The following is an 18,199-nucleotide window of genomic DNA, read 5'->3' as shown; positions in this document are numbered from 1 at the left end:
AACAGACATTTTATGTGGTAAAAGAGGCTTGCCATCGACATAGATATCTGACCATTATTCGCAATGGTCAGACCAAAGATCGGCTCAAGCCGGCTGAACCGCGTCTTTCCCGGGGCGTGCGCCTAATCCGACCGACAGAGAGAGGACGACATATGGAAAAGGAAGCCAATGCCCGCCGCGATTTTCTCATGCAGGCCGGTATAGCCGGCGTCGCCGCCATGGGTTTTGCCGCGGCCGACGTGAAGGCCGAGACCCTGCCCCCGCCGCCAGAGTTCAAGCCGCAGCACAAGGTGCGCTTTTCAGTGTGCGGCATCAGCCACGACCACATCCACGGCATGATTGCCGCCATGCAGCGCGGCGGCGGCGAGTTGGTCAATGCCTGGGGCGCCGAGCCCGACAAGCTGGCGACCTTCCGCCAGCGCTATCCTCAGGCGCGCATACTGGCGACCCAGGACGAGGTGATCAACGACGACACCCAGTTGATCCTGACCTCGCACGTGCCCAATGAGCGCACTGGCATCGGCATCCGCGCCATGAAGGCCGGCAAGGATGTGCTGGCCGACAAGCCGGGTATCATCACGCTGAAAGACCTCGCGCAGGTCCGTAAAGTCATCAAGGAAACCGGCCGCAAGTACGGCATCCAGTATTCCGAACGGCTGGACGTGCGCGCCGCCGTTCACGCCGGTGAACTGATCAGCAAAGGCGCCATTGGCAAGGTCATCCAGACCATCAACCTGGCGCCGCACCAGATCGTGCAGGGCGGCGGTGACGCCGGCGGTGGCTCCAAGCGGCCGGAATGGTTCTGGGACGACCGCCTGTTCGGCGGTATCCTGACCGATATCGGCTCGCACCAGGTCGACCAGTTCCTCTACTATACGGGTTCGAAATCGGCCGAAATCGTCGCGTCGCAGATCGCCAATATCGGCCATCCCGATCGCCCGCGCTTCCAGGACTTCGGCGATATGACGCTGCGCGGCGATGCTGGCCTGGGTTACGTCCGCCTCGACTGGTACACCCCCAAGGGTCTCGGCACCTGGGGCGATGGCCGCCTGTTTATCCTGGGCACCGAAGGCTATATCGAGGTGCGAAAATACACCAATGTCGCCGTCAACAAGCAGGGCAACAACCTGTTCATCGTCGACCAGAAAGAAGCGCGTTTCGTTGATTGTTCGAACGGCGACCTGCCATTTGGTCCGCAGTTCGTCGCCGACATCGTCAACCGCACCGAAACCGCCCAGGATCAGGAGATGGCCCTGCTGGCCGCCGAACTGTCGATCAAGGCGCAGGTGAACGCCAAGACGGTAAAAGTCTAAAACAAAAACAATACCTGGTCTGGGAGGAAACCGATGACCAAGCTCACTAAGCGCTGCCTGATAAAGGCCGGACTGGCGACGGCGGTCGCGGCGGGCTTTCCAGCCATCGTGCCGTCGACCGTCTTCGGGCAATATGCCCCGTCTAAACGCATCAATATCGGCGCTATCGGCAATGGCCGCATCTCGCGCGGCCACGACATGCCGGAAGTCCTGAAAGACAGTCGTGCGCGCATCATCGCCGTCTCGGACGTCGAAGCCCACCGCATGGAAGAAGGCAAACAGTTCGTCAACGACTTCTACGCCAAACAGACCGGCAAGCCGTATGACGGCGTCAAGACCTTTGCCAATTACCACGACCTGCTGGCCGACAAGGATATCGACGCGGTTATCGTCTCGACGCCCGACCACTGGCACGCGCTGATGGGGATCCATGCGGTCAAGGCCGGCAAGGATGTCTATCTGCAAAAGCCGGCCGCGCTGACGATCGCCGAGGGCCGCGCCCTGTCAGACGCCGTCAATGCCTCGGGTCGCATCCTGCAGATCGGCAGCCAGCAGCGCACCAACATGCCGCAGTTTCGCAAGGCGGCCGAATGGGTGCGCAATGGACGTATCGGCAAGATCACCCGCGTCGAGATCGGCCTGCCCGGCGACCCGGCTGGCGGCGATCCGACGCCGCAACCGATCCCGGCAGGTCTGAACTACGACGCCTGGCTGGGCTCGACGCCCTATGTTCCTTACACGCTCGACCGCGTCCATCCGCGCACCGGCTATGACCGGCCGGGCTGGCTGCGCCTGCGTCAGTTCGGCGCCGGCATGATCACCGGCTGGGGCTCGCACCATATCGACAGCGCCCACTGGGGCATGGACACCGAATATACCGGCCCGGTCGAGGTGTGGCTGGACCACGTCGAATATCCGACATCGGGCTTGTGGGACGTCCACGGCAAGTTTCAGACCGAAGCGCTCTATGCCAATGGCGTGCGCATGAGCATCAGCGGCGACTTTCCCAACGGCATCAAATATGTCGGCACCAAGGGCTGGCTGTTCGTGTCGCGTGGCGATGCGGCGGCGACGGCGTCTGACCCCAAGTCGGGCAAGGCCAAGGCGCTGGATGCTTCCGATCCGAAGATCCTGACCTCGGTTATCGGGCCTGACGAAATCAGGCTCTATACCGCCGATGAGCAGCACACCAACTGGCTCGATTGCATCATCAGCCGCAAGCCGCCGATCTCGCCAGCGGAGATGGGCCATCGCGCCTGCTCGACCTGCCTGGTGCATGACATCGCCATGGTGCTGAAGCGGAAACTGTATTGGGATGCGATGACCGAGCGCTTCAAGAACGATGATGAGGCGAACGCCATGCTGTCGCGTCCAATGCGCGCGCCTTACACGATATAGGATCATCGAAATACCCTTCTCCCTGCTTGCGGGGAGAGGGATTAAGGACGGCTCCAATGCCCACCAAACGCGATATCAAGGTTGCAGGGATTACCCTGATCGGAACTCTAGCGGTAATCTCTGTGGCTTCATTCGCCGCCGATGCTGCCAAGCCGATCCTCGGCCCCACCACCTTCGACTGGAACGCAATGAAGGTCACGAAGACCGATGTCGGCGAAGTCCGGCAACTGGTCCGTCAGCCGACCGCGACACTCGACGAGTTGGAAATGCACATCACCACGCTCAATCCCGGCACGACCTCGCACCCGCCGCACACGCATGTGAATGAAGAGCTGGTCATCATCCGCGAAGGCACGGTCGAGGTCTTCAATGGCGGCAAGTGGGTGCGCCTGGGCCCCGGCTCCGTCATCTTCAACGCGTCGAACGATCCGCATGCGCTGCGCAATGTCGGTGACACGCCAACCACCTACCACGTCATCAACTGGTCACCGGATCAGGCGCGTCTGAAGGCGGCAAAATAGGACTCTTACACACCCGCTAAGCAAGCGGACTGCATTTTTACAAGCCGGTGGGCATGGTGGCGGCAAATAGATGCCGCATACAGGAGACCGCGATGGCCACCGCCACAGCCGAGTCCAACCTTCCCGTCCTTGCCACGCCAGCACCCCAATCCAATACCGGCGCCATGACGCGGCCGGTCGATGAGATCGAAGACCCCTACATCTGGAAACCGGCCGGTGCCTTCGGCCTCCAGGCTGTGCAGGCAAAAGCACCCGTGCCAATGCCCTCCGCCGCCAAGCCACCCGCGCCTGCATTGGCCCATGCCAACCAAGCTTATGAAGCGCTGTGGCGTTGGCGCGATTTCGCCGCGGGTGTCGCCGTCGGAGCCGTCTCGATCATTGCCTTTGCCCTGGTCTACAAGCTGGAACGGCGCTGATTGGTCTGACCATTTTTCTTGACGGTCCAACCTTGTCCTGATACCGCCAACACAAGCGCGTATAAATGCGCAATACTGCGCCGGCAGCTGGCGCACCTGGACAAGGAGTGCTCATGCCCCGTACGCTTGCCGCCGCGAGCCGTTTCCTCGCGTCATCTGCCGTCATCGCCCTTGCAGTCACCGCCGTCTCGACCGCCGCGGCGACACCGCCTGCCTGCCTGGCTGAGGCCTGCGCCTTTCTTGACAAGAGCCTGACGCCCGAAGCACGCGCCAAGGACCTCGTCGGGCGTATGACGCTTGATGAAAAAGCCCGGCAGATGGGCAATGCGGCTCCCGCCCTGCCGCGTCTGGGCCTGCCCGCCTATGACTGGTGGAACGAAGTCCTGCACGGACTGGCACGCGCCGGCAATGCCACCGTCTATCCGCAGGCTATCGGCATGGCGGCGACCTGGGACAAGGGTCTGATGCTGGATATCGGCGAAGCGATCGCCACCGAAGGCCGCGCCAACTACAATGCCGAGCTGGCCCGCAGCGGCGGCACAGCGCGCTATTTTGGCGTCAACTACTGGTCGCCCAATATCAACATCTTCCGCGACCCACGCTGGGGCCGAGGCCAGGAAACCTACGGCGAGGACCCGTACCTGGCCGGGCATATGGCGATCCCTTTCATCAAGGGCATCCAGGGCGACGACCCCAACTATTTCAAGGGCATCGCCACGCCCAAGCACTTTGTCGTTCACTCGGGGCCTGAGCCGCTGCGCCATGGCTTCAATGTCGACGTGTCGAAGTTCGACCTTGAAGACACCTATACGCCGGCCTTCCGCTCTGCGATCGTTGATGGCCAGGCCTATTCCCTGATGTGCGCCTATAACGCCATCGACGGCTTTCCCGCCTGCGCCAGTCCATTGATGGAAAACCGGGTCCGCAAGGACTGGGGCTTCAAGGGCTTTATCGTCTCCGACTGCGATTCGGTCGACGACATGGTCATGGGCCACAAGAGTCAGAAGGACCACGCCGGAGCGTCCGCCGTCGCCATCCGCGCCGGCACCGATCTCGATTGCGGCGAGAGCTATCGCGCCCTGCCGGCTGCCGTGCGCGCGGGCCTGATCAAAGAGTCCGAGGTCGATAAGTCCCTCATCCGCCTGATAGAAGCCCGGATTCGCATGGGGCTCATCGGCGGCGGCCCGGAAAACGTAAAAAGCTACGACGATATTCCGCTGGCGGCCATCGACACGCCGGAGCATAGGGCCCTGGCCCTGCGCGCCGCGGAAGAATCCATCGTTCTGCTCAACAATGCCAAGGGCCTGCTGCCGCTCAAGGGCAACGAGAAGATTGCCGTGATCGGCCCAAATGCACAGCATCTGCAAAGCCTGGAAGGCAACTATACTGGCGCCGCCGTCGATCCGTCCTATCCACTCAACGGCCTGCGCGGTGTCTACGCAGATCGGGTGACCTATGCCCCCGGCTCCGCTCTGATGGAAAACATGCCGATCGAAATCCCGTCGATCTTCCTCAAGCCCTCCGAAGGCAGCCGTGAGAACGGGCTTAAGGGCGAATATTTCGACAATCCAACCCTCTCAGGGGCGCCGAAGATGACGCGCACGGATGAGGTCATCAATTTCGACTTCTACCACACCGGCCCGACACGCGACTTCGCGCCGCTGAACTTCTCCGTGCGCTGGACGGGCGTGCTGACGCCGCCCGCACCCGGTACTTATCGCATCGGCTTCCGCATGTCGGCGCCGCGCACGGGCCAGGCACGCCCTAACGTCAAGGTGTGGCTCGACGGCAAGGAGGTCGCCCAGAGCGACAGGAACGGCGAGATGGCCGAGGTGACCTTTACCGACACCAGGCCGCACGATATCCGCGTTGATTACGTCCGCGCCAATGAGGACCGGCTGGTCGCACTCGACTGGGTCGCGCCTGCACAGGTGCTGATCGACGGCGCGGTCAAGGCGGCCGAGGCGAGCGATGTGGTGGTGGCTTTTGCCGGCCTGTCGCCCGATCTCGAAGGCGAGGAGATGAAGGTCGACTATCCGGGCTTTGACGGCGGCGACCGCCTGACGCTCGGTTTGCCCGACGCCCAGCGCAAGATGCTCGAAGCCGTCAAGGCGACGGGCAAGCCTTTGGTTGTCGTCTATCTGACCGGTGGCGCGGTGTCCGACCCGTGGGTCGAAAAGAATGCCGACGCGCTCGTCCAGGCCTGGTATCCCGGCCAGGCCGGTGGCCAGGCGATTGCGCGCGTCCTGACCGGTGAAGTGAACCCGGCCGGCCGGCTGCCCTACACCATCTATCGCGATCTCAAGGATCTGCCTGCGTTTGGCGACTACGGCATGGCCAACCGCACCTATCGCTATTTCAAAGGCGACGTGCTGCATCCGTTTGGCAAAGGCCTGAGCTACACGACCTTTGCCTACTCTGCGCCGGTCATGTCGGCGCCTTCGCTCAAGGCCGGTCAGCCGGTCACCGTCACCACCACTGTGCGCAACAGCGGCGCGCACGACGGTGATGAGGTGGTGCAGCTCTATGTTACGAAGCCTGCCGTCAAGGGCGCGCCGAATGCGAAACATGCCCTGACGGGGTTTGAGCGCATCCACCTCAAGGCCGGCGAAAGCCGCCAGGTGACGATGACGCTGGATGCACGCGCCTTGAGCGTTGTCGATGGCAATGGTGTGCGCAAGGTTCGTCCGGGCGCCTACAGCCTCCATGTCGGCGGCGGCCAGCCGGGCTACAGCGCGACCGTAAAGGCGACCTTGAAAATATCAGGCACAGCTTCGGTGCCTAAATAATTATCGACTGAGCGTGTTTGATCGACGCAAGGCCCCGCCCACTATGAATTGGGGAGGGCGAAGTGAACACAAATTTACTGGTATAGTTTGTTTTTTTTACGTGTTTTTGTGGTGGATAATCAAGCTCCTCGCCCTCCCCATTCATGGGGAGGGGGGACCGCCGAAGGCGGTGGGCGGGGCCAGCGTCAGACGAAACAGACCCCGCTTTAAACCACTATTCGTGCCGGAGCGCCTTACCCGGTTCCGTCGAAGCACTCGCCAGGGCCAGCCCACCGACCGTCAGCAACGCAATCGTCATGGCCACCAGCGTCGCCGCCACAAAGATCAGCGGATCAAGCGCCACGGCGTCATCGAACTGCGATAGCCACTGTGACAACGCATACCACGCCAACGGCCAGGCGATCAGGTTGGCCAGAAGGACCGGGCGCAGGAACTGCCCCACCAGCAAACCGACCACCTTGCCACTCGACGCCCCCAACACCTTGCGCAGGCCGATTTCACGGGCCCGGCGCGACGTGTTGAACGCCGCCATGCCGTAGAGGCCGATACAGCCAATCAGGGCAGCAATGCCGGCGCCGATGCTGAACAGGTTCGAGCGATTGCGGTCGGGTTTATAATATGCGTCGATATTCTCGACACCCGATACCGCCTTGAACGGCACCTGCGGCGCGATCGCCTTCCACGCCTTTTCCATGCGCTGACGCATGACCGTCTCCGGTACACCTGCATAGCGCACGCCGGTGATCGCATGCTGATACGGCGTCAGGTCCATCAGATAGAGCATGGGCGCAACCTTTTCCTTGGGAGAGCGGAAGCGCATGTCTTCAATAACGCCGGCGACACGGACCTTGTAGTCGTCGAAGTCCAGCACCTTACCCGGCGCATCCTGCGGCGACTTAAAGCCAAGCGTTTCCGCAGCGGTGCGGTTGATCATGACATTGGCGATTTCACCGCGCGGCGGATCTTCCGCTTCGCCATTGACCCAACGGATATAGACGTCCTCACCGCGCGACGGATCGAGCATCCGCCCGGCGATGACCGAGCCGCCGTAAGCTTTGAAATAGTCCGGGCCCACAAAGGTATAGCTGGACGACGGGCGGCGACCGACATGGCCTTCGCGCGACACGTCGGTGTTGTTGGTCAGCGAGTTGTCGCCCGGCGCGCTGTTTGCGCCGGCCACCGCGATGACACCCGGAAGATTGCGGAAGGCTGCCCAGATGGCTTCGCGCTGAGGGTTGCTCAGGGCTGGATCGTAGGTCGAATCCGAGATCATCAGCCCTTCGCGTTTAAAGCCGATATCGGCCGTCTTCATGTGATTGAGCTGGCTCAGGAAGCCCGCCCCCATGATGAAGAAGGCGATGACAATGGCGAACTGGAGCACGACCAGGGCTTCACGCAACCGAATGGCCATGCGGCCGCCCGCAGGCGTGCGCGACGACGCCAGCACCTGGGCCGGCTTGAAACCGGAGAGCACAAAAGCCGGATAGAGCCCCGCCAGCAAACCAACCAGGACAATGAAGGCGCCGGCCAGTGCAAGCGGGATGGCTTCACCGGCATAGTCGAGCTTGAGCTTCAGGTCGCCGAAGCTGTTGATATGCGGCAGGCTGAGTTCAACAATGCTGAGGCCGATCAGCGCGGCAATAATTGTCGTCAGCAGGGCCTCGCACAGGAACTGCGTCCGCAATGCGCCTTGGGTGGCGCCCAGGGTCTTGCGCACGGCGACCTCCTTGGCGCGCATGCCGGCGCGGGCCGTAGCCAGGTTTATATAGTTGATGGCGGCAATCAGGAAGGCCAGGATGCCGACTATGCCCAGGACATAGACTGCGGTGCGCGTCTTTTCATCTTCCAGGTGCAGGGTGGTCAGCGGCACGACAATGCTTTTCAGAATATGGCTCGGCTTGTCGTCACCGAACTGGTTGGCGGCGTGGCGGTCAATAAAGGCCGGGAAACGCGCGTTCATGTCGGCGGCATCCTTCGGCCTGTCGAAGACGAGGACAGTTTGCAGCCGCTGCGACCCGTAGCGTTCCCAGCCGCGCGTCCGGTCAATCAGGGACCGGTTGAGCAAACGTACGAAATCGAACGTGGAAGTGGTCGTGTTGGGCAAGGCGTCGATAATCGCGCTGATGCGATAATCGTGCGTGCCCTCTTCGTCCGTAAGGCGGACTGTCTTGCCGATCAGATTGCCTGCCGCTTCGCCAGGGAAATACTTGTCTGTCATAGCCTTGGAGACGACGACATTGTCCGGTGAGGCCAGGGCCGTTGCCTTGCTGCCGGCGAGAAGTGGCAGGTCGAAGACCTTGAAGAATGCACTGTCGACCAACAGGCCCTCTTCCTGCGTGCTGTTGGCGCCGATATGGACCGTAGCCTTGAAATCCCACAGGCGCGTCCCGACCTGCTGCGGATTCTCGGACTTGATATCGTCAAGCATGCCGCCATTGGTCCATGGCTCGGGATCGGTGCGCACAGCGGCGAACTTCCAGGCATTTTCGACAACATAGAGCTTGCTGGCATTCGGCAGCCATTGGTCGAACGTCGTCTCAAACCGGAAGAACAGGCCGAGCGTTATGAAGACGGCGATGCCGAAGCTGAGACCCAGCAAATTTAATAGGGCGTAGAGCGGATGGCGCGTAAACGAACGGTAGAAGGCGGTGAAAGTGTTGCGCAACATCACAGTACCTGCGCAACCGAAGCGACCAGTTGGCCATCGAGGATATCGACCTGGCGCGTCGCCTGGTCGGCGTGGGACTGCGAGTGAGTGACCATGATGATGGTCGCACCGGCCTTGTTCAGCCCTTTGAGGATATCCATCACCTGGGCGCCGTTCTCGGTGTCGAGATTGCCGGTCGGTTCGTCCGCCAGGATCAGGTCGGGCTGGCCGACAATGGCGCGGGCAATGGCGGCGCGCTGCTGCTGGCCGCCCGACAGCTGGTGTGGGAAGTGGCGGGCGCGATGGGCGATACCGACCTTGTCCATGGCGCCTTCAATCGCCTGGCGGCGCGAGCCCTTGCGGCCTTCGCGATACAGCAGGCCGAGTTCGATATTCTCGTAGATGGTCAGGTCGTCGACCAGGTTGAAGCTCTGGAAAATAAAGCCGAGATGGCGGGCACGATGTTTGGCGAGGTTCTTTTCGCTCATCTTCGCCAGATCCTGGCCTTCAAAAAGATAGGCACCGCCGGTCGGCCGGTCGATTGTCCCCAGAACGTTCAGAAGCGTGGACTTTCCGCAACCCGACGGCCCCATGATGGCGACGAATTCCCCGCGCTTGATGGTCAGCGAAATGTTGTGCAAGGCCGTCGTTTCGACATCGTCCGAACGATAGAGGCGGGTGATTTTTTGCAGGTCGATCAGGGTGTCGGTCATTGGCTTGCGTTCTTTTTCAGACGGAGGTGTTGTGCTTTTTGATAGTTGGTGGTGCCGGTGACGATGATGCGCTCGCCGGGCTTGAGGCCGCTCAGGACCTCGACATATTCGGGATTGCGGCGGCCGATGGTGACGGCACGGCGCGAGGCCTTGTCACCCTTGGCATTCAACACAAAGACCGAGGTGCCGTTGGTGTCGGATACCCAGCTGCCCGAAGGCGCCAAGGTCGCGACTTCACCGCCGGCGCTCATCTGCAGGCGGATATCGGCGGCCTCACCGCGTTTCAGGTCGGTGGGGACGGCGGAATCGAACTCGAGCTCGACCGTTACGCGGCCATTGGTCACCTGCGGAAAGACCTTGCTGACGTGGACATTGACCGTCTGGTCGTGCAGGCGCGCCTGCGCCTTCAGGCCGGTTGTCAGACGTTGCAAGTAATATTCATCGACCTGGGCGCGCAGCTTGTAGGTGCCCTCAGAGTCGACCTGACCTAAGGCTAAGCCTTGCGTCACGGCCTGGCCCGGCTTGAGGTCAAAACCGGTCAGCCGGCCGGCGGTCGGCGCGGCGATGGTAAGCGCGGTCAGCCCTTTTCGTACCTCGGTCAGCGAGCGGCGCAGGTCAGCCGCGGAATCCACGATCTGCTGGCGCTGCGACTGATAGAAGGCGGTTTCCTGCGCTTCGCTGGTTTTCAGCGCCGACAGGCGCGTGCGCTGATAGTCGGCCTCATCGACATAGATCTTGAGCGCCGCGTCATTGATCACGCCCTGATCGCGCAGCGTCCGCCGGCGGGCCAGGTCCTGATCCGCCTTGTGCAGGGCATAGGCGACGTCGGCGCGCGCCTGTTCGCGCGCCTGTGCCTGGGTTTGCAGGTTCATCAACTGGCTGGTGCTGTCGCTGAGGCGCGCCGAGATGTCGGCTTCGCGCGTCGAGACTTCCAGAGTCAGCGACGGATTGGACAGCCGTGCCAGAGGCTGACCTGCGCCGACCATCACGCCGTCGTCGGCAGCCACGCTTTCGACACGCCCAGGCGCCTCGGCGGTGATGAAGACGGTGACCAGCGGCACGACTTCGGCGCGCAGCGGCACATAGTCCTGGTAGGCCGCGCGGACGACTTCACCGCTGTCGATCGTGGCCGCATTGACATCGACCGTGTTCGCGGCAGGGCGCAGCAGGAAAAGCGTCAGGCTGACGGCGCTGACGGTCGCGACAACCGCGCCGATCTGGAACGGCCGCTTGCGGTACCACGGGCGGTCAAGCGCGCGGTCCATCTTGCGGGTCGGTGCATTGGAAGAGGAGGTATCGGGCATGATAAGAAGCTAACACGCCTTTTTCAATAGACATAAATTACTCATTTCATTTGACTTTTAGGCGAAATACAGCGAAGTTCAGCGGCATCTCACCTCCTCAAGTGTCCGTTTTCGAACATGAGCGATGCGCCCGAAATCAGCGAAAGCCGCTCCCCCATCCGAGCGTTTTTCCTCGATGATGATGCCGATGTGCTGACCTCGGCCGAGTTGGTGCTGATGCGTCACGGCTTTACACTGGCGACGGCCCAGACGCCCGAGGCAGCCCGCGACTATCTCGATCGTGAGCCGGTGGACGTCCTTCTGCTCGACCTCAACTACCGGCGCGGCGATACGTCGGGCGAAGCGGGCCTGGCCTTTCTGAAAGAGCGCATGGCAGCGACCCCGCACCTGCCCGTGGTCATTGTCACGGGCCATAGCGGCATGAATATCGCCATCCAGGCCATGCGCATGGGCGCGCAGGACTTCGTCGTCAAACCCTGGAACAATGAGCGCTTCCTGGCCGCGATCCGCGCCGCCATGGAGGCGCCCCGCCGCGCACCGGCCCCGCCGCAGGATCTCAATCTCGAACGCTCGGAACGCGAGCTGATCAAGGCTGCGCTCGACCGGCACCAGTTCAATATTTCCCATGCGGCCAAGGATCTGGGCCTGACACGAGCGGCGCTTTACCGGCGCATGGAAAAGCATGGACTATAGACGCCTCGCACTTGCGCTTGCGGCACAGCTGGGGGTGTTTGCCGCCGGCGCCCTGGCATGGCTGGCCTTTGCCCGCGGCCTCTATGCCAGCGCCATCCTGTGCAGCCTCATTGGCATCATCTTGGCTAGCCTGGGCTTGACGACAACGGCCTTTCGCATCGGCCGCGATCTGTTGAAGCGTGCGGCTCAGCCCGGCGCCATCTTCACCTCCGAACTCAGCCGGCGGCGCTTGCAGGTGCTGCTCGACCAGACCCCATCGCCGCTGTTGCTCCAGCCGGAAAGCGGCCAATTGATCGCCGTCAACCGCGCCGCCCGCAACCTGTTCGAGGTTTCCTATGCCCTGCCGGTAACGGCGCGGCGGCAGTTGCTGGGCGAAGCCGACGGCCTTGCCACCCTTCCCGGCCAGATCAAGTGGAAAGGCGGCACCTATGCCGTCCATCTGGCCGAAATGGAGGAGGAGAACCGCTCATCGCACCTGGCCGTCCTGACCGATATATCCGCCGATGTCCGCGCCGCCGAGGCGACAGCACTACGCGACCTGCTGCGCGTGCTGAATCACGAACTGATGAACGCCCTGACACCCGTCGCATCGATGAGCAAGAGCGCGCTCGACTTGCTGGGCGACGACACGCCGGAAGCCCGCGCCCTGGCCGTCAAGGCACTGGAACGCGTGGTGGCGCGGACGGAAAACCTGTCGAGCTTTATCAATGCCTATCGCGCCATGACGCGCTTGCCGCCGCCGGTGACGCGGCCGGTGCGGCTCGACGACTGGCTCGACGTCGCCGCCGAGAGCTTCGCTGCGCAATGGGGCGAACGGGTACATCTGGATCATAAACTGTCGGATGGCGATCTTAGCGCCGTCATGGACGAGGACCAGATGTGGCTGTGCGTCGGCAACCTGCTCAATAATGGCGCCCAGGCCGCCCTGGATAATGGCCAGCCACCGGTCGTGCGTTTGCATATCCAAAACCACGGCGACGGCATCGCCGTCCATGTCGAAGATTCAGGTAAGGGTATTCCCGCCGATCAGGCCGACCAGGTCTTTCTGCCCTTCTATACCACCAAGGCGACAGGTACGGGCGTGGGCTTAAGCCTGGCTCGCCAGATCGTACAGGGCCATGGCAGCACCCTGTCCCTGGTGCCGCCGGCACCGGGAGACGCCGCCCGGCTGGGCGGCGCCTGCTTCGCATTTCACCTTCGTACAGTTTGATTTTGTCGCAATGTTTAGCGGAAAACCGCTGCACACTTTTCCGCACATTGCTCGGTGAATCAATCAATGTTGCACACAGCTGTTGACTCTTAATCATGAATGGAACAAAATAAGAACATAGGGCTTGGGGGCCTGTATTGACTGGGAACACCGCCATGATGTTCGATGCGAAACTCTGGATGAAGACGTGGAAATGCCCGCCACAGGTCAAGGATCTGCCGCGCGATGGCCATCTCGATGTCACGTGCCGGTCCTGCCGGTCGCAGTGGAAGCAATCGGTCCGTTCGCTGATCGAAGACAAGCGGCTGGGCGCGCAGTTTCTCGACCTGGTCGAGTGGGAAACGCGTTGCCAGGACAAGACCTGCGGCGGCATGGTGTGCTTTGCCGTTCCCGGTGAGGACGAGGACGAATACGATCTTTTAGCTGCCGCTTAACTTCCCCGTCTTGCGCTCGTTCCTCTCCGGTGCAACATCGTCACCGAGACTCTGCGGGAGACAGGTATGGCCGAAGGTGAAGCGCTGATTTCGATCCGGGACCGGCTGCTAAAGGAGCGCAATGCGCTGCTCGACCTGTCGGCGCGCAATCGCCTGATCAACACGCCCCTGCGAACCAAGAACAATCGCGCCATCGAGATTGTCGATGAAAAGGCCGCTGAGGTCTTTGGCCGCCTGAGCGATGCCAAGGCGATGACCTTCCTGCCCGGCGCCGGCGAAGAGGAAGACGCGACCTTAAGCCTGCCGCAACCGGACGAAAAGCGCGATGCCAATGGCAAGCCAGCGCGCCACACCGACCTGAAACTGCAAACGCGCCTGACCTCTGAAGGCCTACAAAAACGCCTGTTCGATATCTGGTACGACGCGCAGACGCTGGAACAGGAACAGGGCGTCAATATCCTCTATCTCGCACTCGGCCTGCTGCGCTGGTACGATGACTCCGAGACCGTGCGCCACGCGCCCCTGGTGCTGTTGCCGGTGCGGCTGGAACGGACCAGCGCGGCCGACAAGTTCCGCCTCAAGGGCCGTGATGAGCCGCCCTCACCCAATCTGACGCTCCAGGCCAAGATGAAGGCCGAGTTCGGTTTGATCATCGAAGATTTTCCCGATGAGGACGAAGTCGATCTCAATGCCTACGCCGCGCGCATAGCGGAAACCGTCGCCGGGCAAAAGCGCTGGGAAGTCTTGCCCGACGCCATGGTGCTGGGCTTCTTTTCGTTTGCCAAATTCCTGATGTACCGCGACCTCGACCCGGAAAACTGGCCCGAGGACGGCGGCATCGAGGATGCTCAACTGATCAAGGCCATCCTGCGCGACGGCTTTGCGGAAAGCGAGCCGCTGGTCGGCGATCATGACCGCATCGATGACAAGCTGCCGCCGGCCTCGCTGCATCACGTCGTCGACGCCGACAGTTCCCAGACCGTGGCGATTGCCGAAACCGTCGCCGGCCGCACCCTAGTCATCAAGGGGCCGCCCGGCACCGGCAAGTCGCAGACCATCACCAACATCATCGCCGGCGCCGTCGCGGCCGGAAAAAAAGTGCTTTTCGTCGCCGAAAAGATGGCGGCGCTAGATGTCGTCCATCGCCGGCTTAAGGCTGCGGGTCTGGGGCCTCTGACGCTCGAACTGCATTCCAACAAGGTCAGCAAACGCAACGTGCTTGAGGAACTTAAACGCACCAAGGAGGCCGCCGCACGGTCGGCGCCCGGTGACCTGACGGCGCTGCAACGGCTCGATGATCTGACGCAGACGCTGAACAGCTTTGCCGACCGGCTGCATGCGCCGTTAAGCCCCTCCGGCTTGTCGCCGCAAAAGATCCTAGGGCGATTGGCGAAATGGACGGCCGCAGGCGAGGCCGGCCGCGACTTTGCGCTCATCGACGCCGAAACCTGGACCGCCGCTGATACCGCCGAACGGCGTACCCTGGCCGAAGACATTGCCGAGCGCTTGGCATCGCTCGGATCGCCTGCCACGAATATCTGGCGCGGGGTGCAATGCGATGCCCTCGATCCGTCCGAGCGCGATGGGTTGGGGCGCGATATCGCCAAGGCGCAGGACGCCTTGCGTAACGCCCTGTCGCAAGCCGCCGTCGCCACACGCCTGCTGGAAGCGCCTGCACCTGCGCGCATCAGCGATCTCGACCGGGCGCTGGCCTATCTGCGCCTCACCCCGCCACCACGCGACGGCGACAGATCTGCTTTGGCCGATACTAATTGGCGCAACCCAAAGGCTCTGACCGCCTTGATCGACACCGGCGAAGCCCTGGTGCGGCTGCGCGTCGAAGCGCAAGGCGCGTTGAACGACGCCGGCCTGACCGCCGACTACACCGCGATCCGCGAAGACGTGGTGACCAAGGGCGCCGACCTGTTCCGCTTCCTCGATGGCGGCTTCCGGCGCAACATGGTCCTGCTGCGTTCCTATGCCAAAGGCGCCTTACCGCAAGCCCCCGACGACCGGTTGAAGCTCATCGATCTGGCCCTGCGCCTGCAAAAGACCGAAGCGACATTCGAAGATACCCAATCCCTTGCGACCGCCTTTGGCCGCCTGTGGCAAGACACCGGCAGCGATTGGGACGCGCTTCGCAACATCGTCAACTGGCGGTCATCGCACAATCTGCCCGCCGAGGCCTGGCCGCTCTATGCCGCGCTCTCCGATGCAGGCATTGCCGAAGCCGACCAGGCACGCCAGACGCTCTATCACGCCCTGACCGATCTCAAGGCGGTGCTCGACAGCATCATAGCGCTACTCGATCTCGACCTTAATCGTGCCTTTGGCGCCAGCGATATCGGCGCTCTACCCGTGCCAGCTCTCGATGAAAGACTGGATGCCTGGCTGGACGATCTGGAAAGTTTAAGCCGCTACATCGCTTTTGCCTCACGCGGCCGCCAGTTGTCGGCGCTCGGCGCCGAAAGTCTGGTCGAAGCGCTGCACACCGGCGAGTTGGATGGCGAAGACCTGATGGCAGCCTTTGACGGCGCCTATTCGCACGTCCTGCGCAATGTGCTGTTCCGCGACTGGCCGGAGCTGAAAGCCTTCGACGGTGACGCACAAAGCCGCCATATCAACCAGTTCCGCCAGCTCGACCGCACGCGCATTGACCTCGCCAAGGCGCAGATTGCCGCCCAGGCCAGCGCGGCGCGTCCCACGGGCAATGCCGGTATCGGGCCGCTTGGCATCCTCAACGCCGAACTGGCAAAAAAGCGCAGCCACAAGCCCATACGCGTCCTGCTCGATCAAGCCGGCGTCGTCATCCAGGACCTGAAGCCGGTCTTCATGATGTCGCCACTGTCGGTGGCGCAGTTCCTCAAACCCGGCGGTTTGCAGTTCGACCTGCTGGTCATGGACGAAGCCAGCCAGATCGAGCCCGTCGATGCACTTGGCGCCATCGCCCGCGTCAAACAGCTGGCCGTCGTCGGCGACGAGCGGCAACTGCCGCCGACCGCATTCTTCAAGAAGCTGACGGGCGAAGACGAAGCCGTCGACGACGACAATGTGACGCTTCAGGCGCGCGACGCCGAAAGCATTCTCGACCTGTGCCTGGCCAAGGGCGCACCGCATCGCATGCTCAACTGGCATTATCGCTCCAAGCACCAGTCCTTGATCGCCGTCTCCAACCGGGAATTCTACGACAACCGGCTGTTTATCGTGCCGTCGCCCTATGACGCCGTGGCCGGCATGGGGCTGAAATTCCACTGGTTGAAGGACACGACCTACGATCGCGGCAATACGCGCACCAATCCGAAGGAGGCGCGCCTCGTCGCCGAAGCGGTGATTGCCCATGCCCGCCTGCGGCCGGAGCAAACCTTGGGTGTGGCCACCTTCTCCGTCGCCCAGCGCCAGGCGGTTCTGACCGAACTCGAAGCCCTGCGGCGCGCCAATCCCGAGGTTGAACCCTTCTTCTCCGAAGAGGCCGCCGAGCCCTTCTTCGTCAAGAACCTCGAAAACATTCAAGGGGATGAGCGCGACGTCATCTTCATTTCAGTCGGCTACGGCAAGACCGAAAAGGGCGATCTGTCCCATGCCTTCGGGCCTTTGTCCGGCGAAGGCGGCGAGCGCCGGCTGAACGTGCTGATCTCGCGCGCCAAGCTGCGTTGCGAGGTCTTCTGCAATTTCCGCGGCGCCGATATCGATCTGGAACGCACCCAGGCGCGCGGTGTGGCGGCGCTGAAAATGTTCCTGAGCTTTGCCGAAACCGGCCGCTTCGATGCGCAAGATAGCGACGGCGCCCACGACAGCGACTTCGAACATCAGGTCGCCGAACGCCTGCGCGCTCTGGGCCATAAGGTCGAAAGCCAGATCGGCGCCTCGGGCTTTCGCATCGGTCTGGCGGTAGCTGATCCCGACCATCCTGGCCGTTTCCTGATCGGCATCGAATGCGACGGCGCACAATACCACGCATCGCGCTCGGCGCGCGATCGCGACCGCCTGCGCCAGCAGGTCCTGGAGAGCCACGGCTGGGTCATCCACCGCATCTGGAGCGCCGACTGGTATCTGCGCCCCAAGGAAGAGGTGAAAAAGCTGGTGGACGCCATCGCGGCGGCTAAAGCCGAATGGAAATTGCGCGATCAGGAAACGGCCGATACCGATGCTGCCGAAGCGGTTGCGCCGCCAGTAGCTGAAGCCGCATTGCCGGCGCCGGTCGCTGAAAAGCCGCTGCTCTATATCGAGGCCGACTTTCAGGTGAACAGCCGCGCCGATCCACAAAACCTGACGGTGCGTGAACTGGCGGATGTCGTCACTTCGATCGCCGCCATCGAAGGACCGGTGCACGAGGACGAGATCGTCGCGCGCGTGCGCTACCTGTGGGACCTGCCGCGCACTGGTCCGCGCCTGAAATCGGCTGTAGCGGCCGCCTTGCGTTTCGCCTCTGACGAAGGCGCTGTCACCGAGGCCGACGGTTTCTATGGCGTCCCCGATCAGACCGTGCGCATTCGCGACCGGTCGCAGGTGACATCGACGGGCTTGCGGAAGCCCGACATGTTGCCACCGGCCGAGATCGAAGCTGCGCTGCTCAAGGTGGTCGACGACAATTATGGCGCCACACGCCCTGATCTGGCGCCCGCCGCCGCCCGCCTGCTCGGCTTTGCTATGACCGGCACGGCCCTTAAAGCGCGAATTGACGACAGCATTGCCAAACTGGAAGCCGATGGGCGGCTGGTCGAGAAGAACGGGCTGCTGGTTTTACCCTGACCTTGCAGAGGC

12 protein-coding genes are annotated in these 18,199 nt (G+C 62.4%); 9 read left to right on the top strand and 3 right to left on the bottom strand.

All coding sequences use genetic code 11. The annotated features are described in order from the left end of the window. Positions 1-152: 152 nt before the first annotated feature. The 5 genes from AC1DON_RS16600 to AC1DON_RS16580 all read left to right on the top strand — a co-directional run bounded on the left by AC1DON_RS16600 (position 153) and on the right by AC1DON_RS16580 (position 6,437). On the top strand, positions 153-1,313 hold the full coding sequence (locus AC1DON_RS16600) for a Gfo/Idh/MocA family protein (protein ID WP_476935929.1): 1,161 nt from the start codon (positions 153-155) through the stop codon (positions 1,311-1,313). 33 nt (positions 1,314-1,346) lie between these two features. Then, positions 1,347-2,711, top strand: a complete 1,365-nt coding sequence (locus AC1DON_RS16595) for a Gfo/Idh/MocA family oxidoreductase (protein WP_476935928.1) — start codon at positions 1,347-1,349, stop codon at positions 2,709-2,711. A 56-nt stretch (positions 2,712-2,767) separates the two neighbouring features. After that, on the top strand, positions 2,768-3,232 hold the full coding sequence (locus tag AC1DON_RS16590) for a cupin domain-containing protein (protein WP_476935927.1): 465 nt from the start codon (positions 2,768-2,770) through the stop codon (positions 3,230-3,232). Between the two features lie 92 nt (positions 3,233-3,324). Next, positions 3,325-3,648 (top strand): hypothetical protein, encoded by a 324-nt coding sequence (locus AC1DON_RS16585; protein ID WP_476935926.1) that lies wholly within the window; start codon positions 3,325-3,327, stop codon positions 3,646-3,648. A gap of 113 nt (positions 3,649-3,761) precedes the next feature. Continuing rightward, the gene (locus AC1DON_RS16580; protein WP_476935925.1) at positions 3,762-6,437 is read left to right on the top strand and encodes a glycoside hydrolase family 3 protein; all 2,676 of its coding nucleotides are present in this window, start codon (positions 3,762-3,764) and stop codon (positions 6,435-6,437) included. Between the two features lie 214 nt (positions 6,438-6,651). Here AC1DON_RS16580 and AC1DON_RS16575 read toward each other — a convergent pair whose 3' ends face one another. Genes AC1DON_RS16575 through AC1DON_RS16565 form a run of 3 tightly spaced genes read right to left on the bottom strand, consistent with a single transcriptional unit; the run spans position 6,652 to position 11,101 of the window. Next, positions 6,652-9,105 carry an ABC transporter permease gene (locus AC1DON_RS16575; RefSeq protein WP_476935924.1) on the bottom strand — a complete coding sequence of 818 codons (2,454 nt, stop codon included), beginning with the start codon at positions 9,103-9,105 and terminating at the stop codon, positions 6,652-6,654. Further along, a complete protein-coding gene (locus tag AC1DON_RS16570; RefSeq protein WP_476935923.1) occupies positions 9,105-9,797 on the bottom strand; it encodes an ABC transporter ATP-binding protein in 693 nt (230 codons plus the stop codon). Before AC1DON_RS16570 ends, AC1DON_RS16575 begins: the two co-directional genes overlap by 1 nt. Continuing rightward, positions 9,794-11,101 (bottom strand): efflux RND transporter periplasmic adaptor subunit, encoded by a 1,308-nt coding sequence (locus AC1DON_RS16565; RefSeq protein WP_476935922.1) that lies wholly within the window; start codon positions 11,099-11,101, stop codon positions 9,794-9,796. The genes AC1DON_RS16570 and AC1DON_RS16565 overlap by 4 nt, the downstream gene beginning before the upstream one ends. A gap of 117 nt (positions 11,102-11,218) precedes the next feature. Here AC1DON_RS16565 and AC1DON_RS16560 point away from each other — a divergent pair, with 117 nt between their 5' ends. The 4 genes from AC1DON_RS16560 (at position 11,219) to AC1DON_RS16545 (ending at position 18,187) form a co-directional block, all read left to right on the top strand. Continuing rightward, positions 11,219-11,794 carry a response regulator gene (locus AC1DON_RS16560; protein WP_476935921.1) on the top strand — a complete coding sequence of 192 codons (576 nt, stop codon included), beginning with the start codon at positions 11,219-11,221 and terminating at the stop codon, positions 11,792-11,794. Then, positions 11,784-13,004, top strand: a complete 1,221-nt coding sequence (locus AC1DON_RS16555; protein WP_476935920.1) for a sensor histidine kinase — start codon at positions 11,784-11,786, stop codon at positions 13,002-13,004. The genes AC1DON_RS16560 and AC1DON_RS16555 overlap by 11 nt, the downstream gene beginning before the upstream one ends. A 137-nt stretch (positions 13,005-13,141) precedes the next feature. Beyond that, positions 13,142-13,438: a hypothetical protein gene (locus tag AC1DON_RS16550; protein ID WP_476935919.1), complete on the top strand. Its 297-nt coding sequence runs from the start codon at positions 13,142-13,144 to the stop codon at positions 13,436-13,438. A 66-nt stretch (positions 13,439-13,504) separates the two neighbouring features. After that, positions 13,505-18,187 (top strand): DUF3320 domain-containing protein, encoded by a 4,683-nt coding sequence (locus tag AC1DON_RS16545; protein WP_476935918.1) that lies wholly within the window; start codon positions 13,505-13,507, stop codon positions 18,185-18,187. Positions 18,188-18,199 lie beyond the last annotated feature (12 nt).

It is taken from the genome of Asticcacaulis sp. P4_H10 (assembly GCF_056400965.1).
This window is presented reverse-complemented; position numbering and strand designations above follow the sequence as displayed.

Bases quoted from the DNA above. Each gene is read 5' to 3' on its own strand.
- AC1DON_RS16545 (WP_476935918.1), top strand. From the start codon at position 13,505: ATGGCCGAAGGTGAAGCGCTGATTTCGATCCGGGACCGGCTGCTAAAG.
- AC1DON_RS16585 (WP_476935926.1), top strand. From the start codon at position 3,325: ATGGCCACCGCCACAGCCGAGTCCAACCTTCCCGTCCTTGCCACGCCA.
- AC1DON_RS16565 (WP_476935922.1), bottom strand. From the start codon at position 11,101: ATGCCCGATACCTCCTCTTCCAATGCACCGACCCGCAAGATGGACCGC.
- AC1DON_RS16590 (WP_476935927.1), top strand. From the start codon at position 2,768: ATGCCCACCAAACGCGATATCAAGGTTGCAGGGATTACCCTGATCGGA.
- AC1DON_RS16595 (WP_476935928.1), top strand. From the start codon at position 1,347: ATGACCAAGCTCACTAAGCGCTGCCTGATAAAGGCCGGACTGGCGACG.
- AC1DON_RS16580 (WP_476935925.1), top strand. From the start codon at position 3,762: ATGCCCCGTACGCTTGCCGCCGCGAGCCGTTTCCTCGCGTCATCTGCC.
- AC1DON_RS16555 (WP_476935920.1), top strand. From the start codon at position 11,784: ATGGACTATAGACGCCTCGCACTTGCGCTTGCGGCACAGCTGGGGGTG.
- AC1DON_RS16600 (WP_476935929.1), top strand. From the start codon at position 153: ATGGAAAAGGAAGCCAATGCCCGCCGCGATTTTCTCATGCAGGCCGGT.
- AC1DON_RS16560 (WP_476935921.1), top strand. From the start codon at position 11,219: ATGAGCGATGCGCCCGAAATCAGCGAAAGCCGCTCCCCCATCCGAGCG.
- AC1DON_RS16570 (WP_476935923.1), bottom strand. From the start codon at position 9,797: ATGACCGACACCCTGATCGACCTGCAAAAAATCACCCGCCTCTATCGT.
- AC1DON_RS16575 (WP_476935924.1), bottom strand. From the start codon at position 9,105: ATGTTGCGCAACACTTTCACCGCCTTCTACCGTTCGTTTACGCGCCAT.